The following is an 8,702-nucleotide window of genomic DNA, read 5'->3' as shown; positions in this document are numbered from 1 at the left end:
AAGGAAAGAGTGCGGTGATGATGGCCTGAAGGATACACCTGTTCCCATGCCGAACACAGTAGTTAAGCTTCAGCGCGCCGAGAGTAGTTGGGGGACCGCCCCCTGTGAGGGTAGGACGTCGCCGTGCGATGAAAAAAAGGAGTTCTAATAAGAACTCCTTTTTTATTTGTTCATTACTGTTTTTGGATGAGTGTTAACCATGCTGGAAGCGCCGCACATAAATCATTGTATGTTGCTTTGAAGTTGTGCGTATACCACGGATCAACAATTGGTTGACCCTTCTTATTCGGTAAAACATCATTAATTCCGTAAATTTTACCGGCTGTTCCTTGAGGAGCAATTGCGCGAAGATCCCGTAAATTCATGGCATCCATTCCGATAATGTAGTCATTAGTAGTAAAGTCTTGGGGAATAATTTGGCGTGAAATTAACCCAGTCATCGGAATATGATGAGCCGTTAAAATTTGTTTAGTTCCCTCGTGGGGCTGACTTCCTACCTGAGCACTTGTCCCGGCTGAATCGACCGTAATTTGAGACGTAAGGTGGGCTTGATCCACAAGATTACGCATCATTGCTTCTGCCATGGGTGACCGACAAATATTTCCTAAGCATACAAACAGGACGTTTGTCATTATTCTCTCTCCTTCCTTGTTTAGTATTAGAATACGTAAAGTTACGCAAATTGACAACGATTTGTAATTATTCGGGTAAACGGCGGTAGTGTAGGGGAAATTTCAATTTTTACGATGATAATCATATAATAAAAGTAAAGCGAAGGGGAAAGAAGCGAGATCCAATGGAAAGTGTAAAGGAAGTTCTTCAACCAGCATTTCAAACGAAGAACTTCATTTTGATTGTAAAGAGTGCGGTAGTGGGCGCAATTACGGGATTAATCGTTAGTATTTTTCGGTTGATTATTGACCATACAATGAGTTGGTTGTACTTAATTTACCCTTACATGCTTCACCATCCGGTAACTATTATCGGATATGTAATTGTAACCCTCATCTTAGCGTTAATCCTAGGATTTATTATTCGACCGCAATTGCGTAATATTACGGGTTCTGGGGTTCCTCAGACAGAGGCGATTCTTGACGGAACGCTTGAGATTAAGTGGTGGCCGGTTCTTTGGCGGAAGTTTGTAGGAGGCCTTATGGCGATTTGTCCGGGATTGTTTCTTGGGCGAGAGGGTCCGTGTATTCAAATGGGAGCGTGCGTTGCTCAGGGAGTAGCGGATGATCTGTTTCCTAGCACAAAACAGGAGCGAAATACGTTGATTGCTAGTGGAGTTGCTGCGGGGCTTTCTGCAGCGTTTAGCGCTCCGCTCGCCGGTGCGTTATTTTTGATTGAAGAAATTACCCAGGACTTTTCCACGGTCGTTTGGTTAGCGGCCCTGACCGCTGCAATTGTTTCTGACATGGTAACGCTTATCTTCTTTGGGCTAACTCCTAGCCTACACTTAATTTATGATTTTAGTGTCCCGCTAGCGCAATATTGGCAATTAATTCTGTTAGGGTTGATTCTTGGGTTCTTTGCTTTTCTCTACCAGTGGGTGATTTTAAGTTTACCTCATTGGTACGGAAAGTTAAAAATCATTCCCCGACCTTGGCACTGCGTTGTCCCGCTTTTATTAGTGATTCCGTTGGGGTTATATTATTGTAAAATGCTCGGAGGAAGCCATAACTTTATTCTTGATATTACCAGCCCCCACTTTAGTACGTATATTATGAACAGGATGTCTGGGGTGGGAATCTTGCTTCTCCTTCTAATTATTCGGTTTGTTTTTTCGATGGTTTCATACGGTGCATCTGTCCCAGGAGGGATTTTCATGCCAATCCTGGTTCTTGGGGCAACGGCGGGCGGTTTATACGCAAGCGTGATGGTCCACATGGGACTACTTGCCTCAGGGTACTTCTTAAACATCGTAATTTATGCGATGGCGGCGTACTTTGGTGCGATTGAAAAGGCACCATTTACCGCGGTGGTGCTTATTTCTGAAATGGTCGGAAGTATTAAACACATGATGCCTTTGATTGTTGTCACGTTAGTCGCATACCTGGTCAATGATTGGCTAGGAGGACGGCCGATTTACACCGCTTTACGGGAATTAAATGGATTTTAGAAAAGGGACGGATGTACCAAAAGTAATACAGCATTCAGTTGCTCCTTTTATTAGAATTGAAAAACGCGTTAAGGGGTTGGAAGCTCCTTAACGCGCTTTTTGTTTATTCATAATTAATTTGTAAGGTTTCCCCCGCGAAACGTAACCGGGAGAATACACGGCGATTCAGTTACGGGTTTGTCTGGGGTTTCAATCCGTTGTTTTAGGAAATTAACAAGCACCGCAGCAAGGTCACGCGTTGGCTGAATAACTGTCGGTAATTCCGGATAGTAGTTTTGAATTAGCTGTGTACCATCAAACCCGCTTACCCGTAAGGCGGCTGGAACGTCAATATGAAGTTCCCGGGCCGTTTGAAGAACTAAGAGTGCGGTTAAGTCGTCCGTGCACACTACCGCATCAGGATGATGATTAGTTAGCATGTCTTTAATTGTTAGTTTTTTGACTGCGGGTGAATCATCAAACCGAACCGGATAAATGTGGGAATGGAGTCTAAGCGCACGCACCGTATCCTGGTATCCGTGGAGGCGTTGGATGGTCGGATTAGCTTCATCGTGGGGATTTCCCAGGAAATAAATATGCCGGGCACCGGTCTGGTACATGGCTCGAGTTGCATAAACCATTCCCTGGTAATTATCGGACGACACGATGGGGATATGGGGGGCTAACTGCCGGTCGAAAGAAACAATCGGTAATCCCGTACGTTGGTACTCCCCAATGCCAAGGTTGTGGGCCCCGGCAATTACCCCGTCCACCTGATTAGCAATCAGCATCCGGAGGTAAGCGCGCTCTTTTTCCTTATTTGTTACACTGTTACACAGAATCATTTTGTAGTTGTTACGGAGCAGTTCGTTTTCAATTTCCTCGACAAGTTCGGCAAAAAACGGGTTCGTAATTGACGGAACAATTACGCCAATTAGGTGGGTTCGTTTTCCTTGAAGAGAGCGGGCCAAGGAGTTGGGCTGGTAGTTCAGTTTTTTCATTGCGGCATGGACCGCATTAATTGTTTTTTCGCTAAGGTAACCGTAGTTATTGATTACCCGGGAAACGGTCGTAACTGAGCACTGTGCTTCCCGGGCAACGTCTTTCAATGTTGGACGGTGCATGGTTCATTCCCCCCTAATAGGCGTACTTCAGTCATAATCAAGCTGGTAATTATAACGCAAGCGGCCAGTATTTACCGGTAAAATGGCCGCTCCCCAAAAGTGCCACTGTTGTAGCAGTTGGTTCCTGGAAGAACCGGAAGGTCATAACACGCCGGCCACCATTAATAAAGATTTCACCCAGTGAAGCGTCAATGAAGACGTCCAGATCTAGGTTGGCGTTTGCTGCAAGGGTGATTGTCCGGGTTGTCCCATATTTTGGGTTGACTGCCTTTCCGGCCTGACCACGATCAAGCGTTAGTTTCCCGGTGGTGGTATCAAAATGGAGCTGGATGGCATGGGTACAGTTTGCATTGCCTGCGAGAAAAAGGGTTCCTTGAGTTGGGGCATCAAAATGCAGGTGAAGTTCGTATTGGCTACCAACATCAGCAATCAACGGGGTAATTTCCTGGGAAATTGTACCGTTCAACGTTTGTTCATCCCCTCGGAGACTTTTCATTGCAGCCACTGGTTGCTGGATTAATTCCCCCGCGGGTGTCATGTGGAGCTCCTTTACCTGGCTAAGACAATTAGCCCAGCCTTCTTCATCCGTTGGGTAGGTGCAATCGGGAAGGCCAACCCAGCTAATCATGTACGTATTTCCGTCCGGGGCATTAAATGCCTGAGAAGCATACACGTCAAAGCCGTCGTCAAGGTTGGTTGGCGAAGTAGCACCGGTAATTGCCGGGGTAGTGAGGTCACAGTCATCACCAACGAGATACATGTTTGGATAAATATTGGCGTAATGTTGGATTTCTTGGGCGAGTCCTTGCGGGCAGAAAATAAGAACGGGGTGTCCGTCAACCCAAACAAGGTTCGGACATTCAATCATGTATCCCATGTCGTCTTTACTAAACTGAAGGTATCCTAGATCACGCCATTCATGGAGGTCGGGGGATGAATAGACCGCCACTTGTCCGGTTAAGGTTTGCTTATCTTGCGCCCCGATGATGGCATAATAGGTGTCTCCTTGCTTAACTAGCTGCGGATCACGGAAATGTTCGGTGACATGGTCAGGAGGGATGATTAACGGGGCTGGAAGCTTGGTGATGGTTCCGTCTGGGGCCATCATTGCTCCTAATTGGTATGGGGTTCGAACCCATTTATCGTTTCGGTGGTTTCCCGTGTACATTAGCATTAGTTGGTCGCCGACGACCATTGCTGAACCGGAATACGCTCCGTGACTATCGTATGGTGTATCAGGCGCGAGGGCGAGTCCTTGGTTTTCCCAGTGAACGAGGTCAGACGATGTGAGGTGAACCCACGACTTTAACCCGTGAACCGGGCCGAAGGGATATGACTGATAAAAAATGTGCCATTCCCCATTAAAGTATGAAAAACCATTGGGATCATTTAGAAGTCCTGACTGGGGATGAATGTGGTAATGCAACTGATACTGTGACCGAGCCGTCTTTGCCTGCAATTGAAGTAGTGTTTGGGCGTCCCAATCAGCGTAAGGTAAATACCGGCGTTCTCGCGTCCATTCCATTAGTAATCCTCCTTGAAAACGTTATCTACCACCATTCTAGCGAGCAGCAGTTTTTGTGTCAAACGTATGTCATGTTATCCTTTCATGTTTAAAAAAGAAGGATAAAAACGGCTTTTTGTATGATAAACGTTTGACATACGGATAAAAAGCTGGATAATAGAGCTTGGAAGTTATAAAAACGTTTCCATTGCAATTATTATTTACGGTAAAGGAGTGTTTGCCATGGATCACAAGAAGGTCGCTGCTGACGTCGTCAAGGCGGTTGGCGAAGACAACATCGTTGCCGCTGCCCACTGTGCAACCCGGCTACGGTTGGTCTTAAAGGATGAATCCAAGGTTGATCAGGCAGCTTTGGATAATAACGACGGGGTTAAGGGGACGTTCAGCACGAACGGACAGTTTCAGATTATTATTGGCCCCGGTGATGTTAATAACGTTTACGATGAAATGGTTAAGCAGACAGGGGTGCAACAGGCATCAACTGATGACTTAAAGCAGATTGCTGCTAAGGGAAAGCACGTTAATCCAATTATGGCATTTGTTAAGCTATTGTCTGACATCTTTGTTCCGTTAATTCCAGCATTGGTTGCCGGCGGGCTTATGATGGCGTTAAACAACTTCATTACGTCAAAGGGACTCTTCGGCCCCCAAGCTGTTGTTACGATGGTGCCGTGGCTTAAGCCAATTTCAAACATGATTCAGGTCATGGCGTCAGCACCGTTCATCTTCTTGCCAATCTTAGTTGGGTTTGCCGCCGCTAAGCGGTTTGGGGCTAACCGGTTCCTTGGTGGAATGATCGGGATGATGATGACGTCCCCGAGTTTGATTGCAGGACATTCGTGGGTTCTGTTTGGGATGCACGTTTCCCAGACGCCGTACACATACCAGGTTATCCCGGTATTGGCGGCTGTGTGGGTTCTGTCCATTCTAGAGAAGTTCTTTCACAAGCATTTACCAGAAGCAGTGGACTTTACGTTTACCCCGTTATTGTCCGTTATTATTACCGGTTTTCTGACATTTGTTTTGATTGGACCGGTTATGCGGGCCGTTTCTGAGTACCTGACCGACTTCATCGTTTGGCTGTACCACATGACTGGAGCGATTGGGATGGGAATCTTTGGGGCTTGCTATTCACCGATTGTGCTGACTGGGCTGCACCAAAGTTTCCCGGCCATTGAAACCCAATTAATTACTGCTTTACAGCATGGTAAGGGAGTGGGAGATTTCATCTTTATCGTTGCTTCTATGGCTAACGTTGCTCAGGGAGCGGCGACCTTTGCAATCTGGCGGTTAACTAAGGACAGCAAAATGAAGAGTTTGACTTCATCGGCCGGTGTTTCTGCTTTACTAGGGATTACGGAACCGGCCATCTTTGGGGTTAACCTGAAGTTTAAGTTTCCGTTCTTCTGTGCTTTAGTTGGTTCATGTGTGGCATCGTTTGTCGCTGGACTGTGCAAGTTAGGCGCTGCTTCCCTTGGTTCTGCTGGATTCCTAGGGTTCCTATCACTGCACATTGCGTCTCGGTTAACGTTACCGTTCTATGTTGGGTGTGAATTACTTAGTTTTGTCGTTGCCTTTATCATCACCTTTATATACGGGAAGAAGCATATCGACCAGGTTAACCCGGCTAGTGCGACGGTTCAAGAAAGCGTTACGGCCGTTTCTGCTGACGAAGCCGCTGCGGTTGATGCCAAGGCAGAACAGGTTGCTGAGGAAGAATTAAGCCTGAACGATGAAATCATTGCTTCTCCGGTTACCGGGAAGTCTGAAAGTCTAAGTGATGTTAACGACGAGGTCTTCTCCACGTTAATGATGGGGAACGGGGCTGCTGTTGTTCCAAGTGATGGAACAATCTATGCGCCAGTTGATGGTGAAATTATGATTGCATACGAAACGAAACACGCTTACGGTTTGAAGTCTGATAACGGTGCGGAAGTATTGATTCATATCGGGATTGATACCGTTAACCTGAAGGGTGCCCCGTTTGAATCATTTGTTAAGCAGGGGCAGCACGTTAAGAAAGGAGATAAACTGGGGACGGTTGATGTCCAGCAGGTAAAGGATGCCGGGCTTGATCCAACGGTGATGGTGGTTATTACTAATACTGCCAGTTATGCTGCCGTTGATCGAATCACTGAATCAAAGGTGGAACATGGCGATCAGTTAATTGCCGTTACGGTTAAGGAATAACCGCACGTTCTTCGAAGTGTGGTTAAATGAAAAATCCGAGGAACCAACTGGTTCTCCGGATTTTTTGTTTTCAATGCCCTGGATAAAAGTTACTGTTCGTCCTTGTAGACGTAGTCCCGTGTCATTGGCAATCCAGCACCGCTTGGTCCCTTAGTTAGCAGATACTGCATGACGTCTACATTCCCCACTTGGAAGACGGCTGCACAGGCTTGAAGGTAGAGATCCCACATTCGGGCAAAGCGTTCGTCAAACATTTGCTCAACTTCTTGCCGGTGGGCGTTAAAGTTTTTGTCCCAAATTTCAAGTGTCTTTTGGTAGTGTCGCCGTAAACTTTCGAGGTCAGCAATTTGGAGGTTAGCGTTGATGATATGGTCGATGTTTTCGACCACTCCCGGAATATAACCGCCCGGGAAGATATATTTATTGAGCCAGGCGTTATAGGCACCACCTTGTTGGCGGGTAATTCCATGGATGAGGGCGGTCCCACCATCCTTAAGAAACTGACTAATCAGTTGAAAGTATTCTGCCAGGTTTTCTTCGCCAACGTGCTCAAACATGCCGACGCTGACTACATAGTCAAACGGGGAGTGCTTTAACTTCCGGTAATCTTCAAGGAGGATTTCTGCTTGACCTTCGAGCCCCTGGCTCTTAATTTGCTGTTGGACGTAGTGGTATTGTTCCTCACTAAGGGTAATCCCGGTGACTTTCATGTCGTATTTCTTAGCGGCTGTGAGCATCAGTGTTCCCCAACCACATCCAATATCAAGGAGCGTTTCCCCTTGCTTGGGATGGAGTTTGTGGAGAATGTGCATGACCTTGTTCATTTGAGCCTGTTCGAGGGTATCGTCAGGATGCTTAAAGTAGGCACATGAATATGTCATCGTTGGGTCAAGCCACATCTTATAAAAGGTATTCCCAATGTCATAGTGGGCAGCGATGTCTGCCTTGTTATCCTTAACCGAGTGAGTTTGTTTTTTGGGTAAAAGGTTCTTGATCTTAGAATTGGTCATGAAACTGCCCGCTGATTCATAAGCAGAAACTAGTAGTCGTTGAAGTGAGCCATCAACGTCAACGGTTTTGTTCATGTAGGCTTCGCCTAAGCAGAGCGAAGCATTTTTGATGAGGTCAGGAATTGAGATTTTACCGTTAAAGGTGATGGTTGCTTCAGGCGTCCCATCACCGCCGTACTGTTCCGTCTTTCCGTCGGCAAACTTAACCTTTACCGGGTAGTTAAACGAATGTTTCAGTACTTCCTTGAAAAACAAATCATTTATCATGTGAAAGACCTCCTTAGAATTAATGAAATGCTTTCCAAACTAATTGTAACGCTTTTGTTAATTGTTAGTAAGTAGTTGCGGTATGCAACGGTTACGACAAATTTATTCCACTTTTTTGGTAGTTTACACTTGTCATATACTACAAAAGTAGTATACTAAGAAGCGTAAGGAAGTGATGGCGATGAAAATCGACATCAAGGCATATCTCGGTGCAAACCAATTAACGATTTACCGGGTGTCGAAGGAATCAGGCTACGGCTACACGACCTTGCATAAGTCGTTCAATAAGCAGCAGTCCAGTGCGACGTCGCTGAATCTTCGGGATCTCGATGCACTTGCTCAGGCTCAGCATAAACGAATGTGGGAAGTTCTTCGGGAGCTTGAAGAACACTACTTACGGGACGATGATGAAGGGTAAGCGTAGTTGGAAGTCCGTTAGCGTGCACGAGCAGGTTGATGGGCTTTTGCCGTTAAATAAATACCGT

Annotated in this window: 7 protein-coding genes and 1 rRNA gene; 4 read left to right on the top strand and 4 right to left on the bottom strand. The window is 46.1% G+C overall.

What is annotated here, in order from left to right; translation table 11 throughout:
* Positions 1-10: 10 nt before the first annotated feature.
* Positions 11-127: ribosomal RNA gene (gene rrf, locus ACI3E1_RS06005) — 5S ribosomal RNA — on the top strand.
* A 46-nt stretch (positions 128-173) separates the two neighbouring features.
* Here the strand turns inward: rrf and ACI3E1_RS06000 are convergent.
* Positions 174-632, bottom strand: coding sequence for a low molecular weight protein-tyrosine-phosphatase (locus ACI3E1_RS06000; RefSeq protein WP_405024749.1), 459 nt, complete (start codon positions 630-632; stop codon positions 174-176).
* A 164-nt stretch (positions 633-796) separates the two neighbouring features.
* On the opposite strand from ACI3E1_RS06000, the gene ACI3E1_RS05995 reads away from it, so the two are divergent.
* On the top strand, positions 797-2,122 hold the full coding sequence (locus ACI3E1_RS05995; protein ID WP_405024748.1) for a ClC family H(+)/Cl(-) exchange transporter: 1,326 nt from the start codon (positions 797-799) through the stop codon (positions 2,120-2,122).
* A 113-nt stretch (positions 2,123-2,235) separates the two neighbouring features.
* On the opposite strand, the gene ACI3E1_RS05990 is transcribed toward ACI3E1_RS05995, so the two are convergent.
* Together ACI3E1_RS05990 and ACI3E1_RS05985 are read right to left on the bottom strand one after the other, a co-directional pair.
* Complete coding sequence (locus ACI3E1_RS05990; protein WP_405024747.1) at positions 2,236-3,225, bottom strand: LacI family DNA-binding transcriptional regulator; 990 nt, start codon at positions 3,223-3,225, stop codon at positions 2,236-2,238.
* Positions 3,226-3,274: 49 nt separating this feature from the next.
* Positions 3,275-4,750, bottom strand: coding sequence for a sucrose-6-phosphate hydrolase (locus tag ACI3E1_RS05985; protein ID WP_405024746.1), 1,476 nt, complete (start codon positions 4,748-4,750; stop codon positions 3,275-3,277).
* 222 nt (positions 4,751-4,972) lie between these two features.
* Between ACI3E1_RS05985 and ACI3E1_RS05980 the strand changes: the two genes are divergently transcribed.
* Entirely contained in the window at positions 4,973-6,940 is a 1,968-nt protein-coding gene (locus tag ACI3E1_RS05980; protein ID WP_405024745.1) for a sucrose-specific PTS transporter subunit IIBC, read from the top strand.
* Positions 6,941-7,029: 89 nt separating this feature from the next.
* On the opposite strand, the gene ACI3E1_RS05975 is transcribed toward ACI3E1_RS05980, so the two are convergent.
* Entirely contained in the window at positions 7,030-8,217 is a 1,188-nt protein-coding gene (locus ACI3E1_RS05975; protein WP_405024744.1) for a class I SAM-dependent methyltransferase, read from the bottom strand.
* Positions 8,218-8,398: 181 nt separating this feature from the next.
* Here ACI3E1_RS05975 and ACI3E1_RS05970 point away from each other — a divergent pair, with 181 nt between their 5' ends.
* Positions 8,399-8,635, top strand: coding sequence for a transcriptional regulator (locus tag ACI3E1_RS05970; protein WP_283582398.1), 237 nt, complete (start codon positions 8,399-8,401; stop codon positions 8,633-8,635).
* Positions 8,636-8,702 lie beyond the last annotated feature (67 nt).

This window comes from Ligilactobacillus sp. LYQ139 (genome assembly GCF_045033025.1).
Lineage (GTDB): Bacteria > Bacillota > Bacilli > Lactobacillales > Lactobacillaceae > Ligilactobacillus.
The sequence above is the reverse complement of the archived record's forward strand: the minus strand, read 5'-3'. Positions and strand labels throughout refer to the sequence as shown.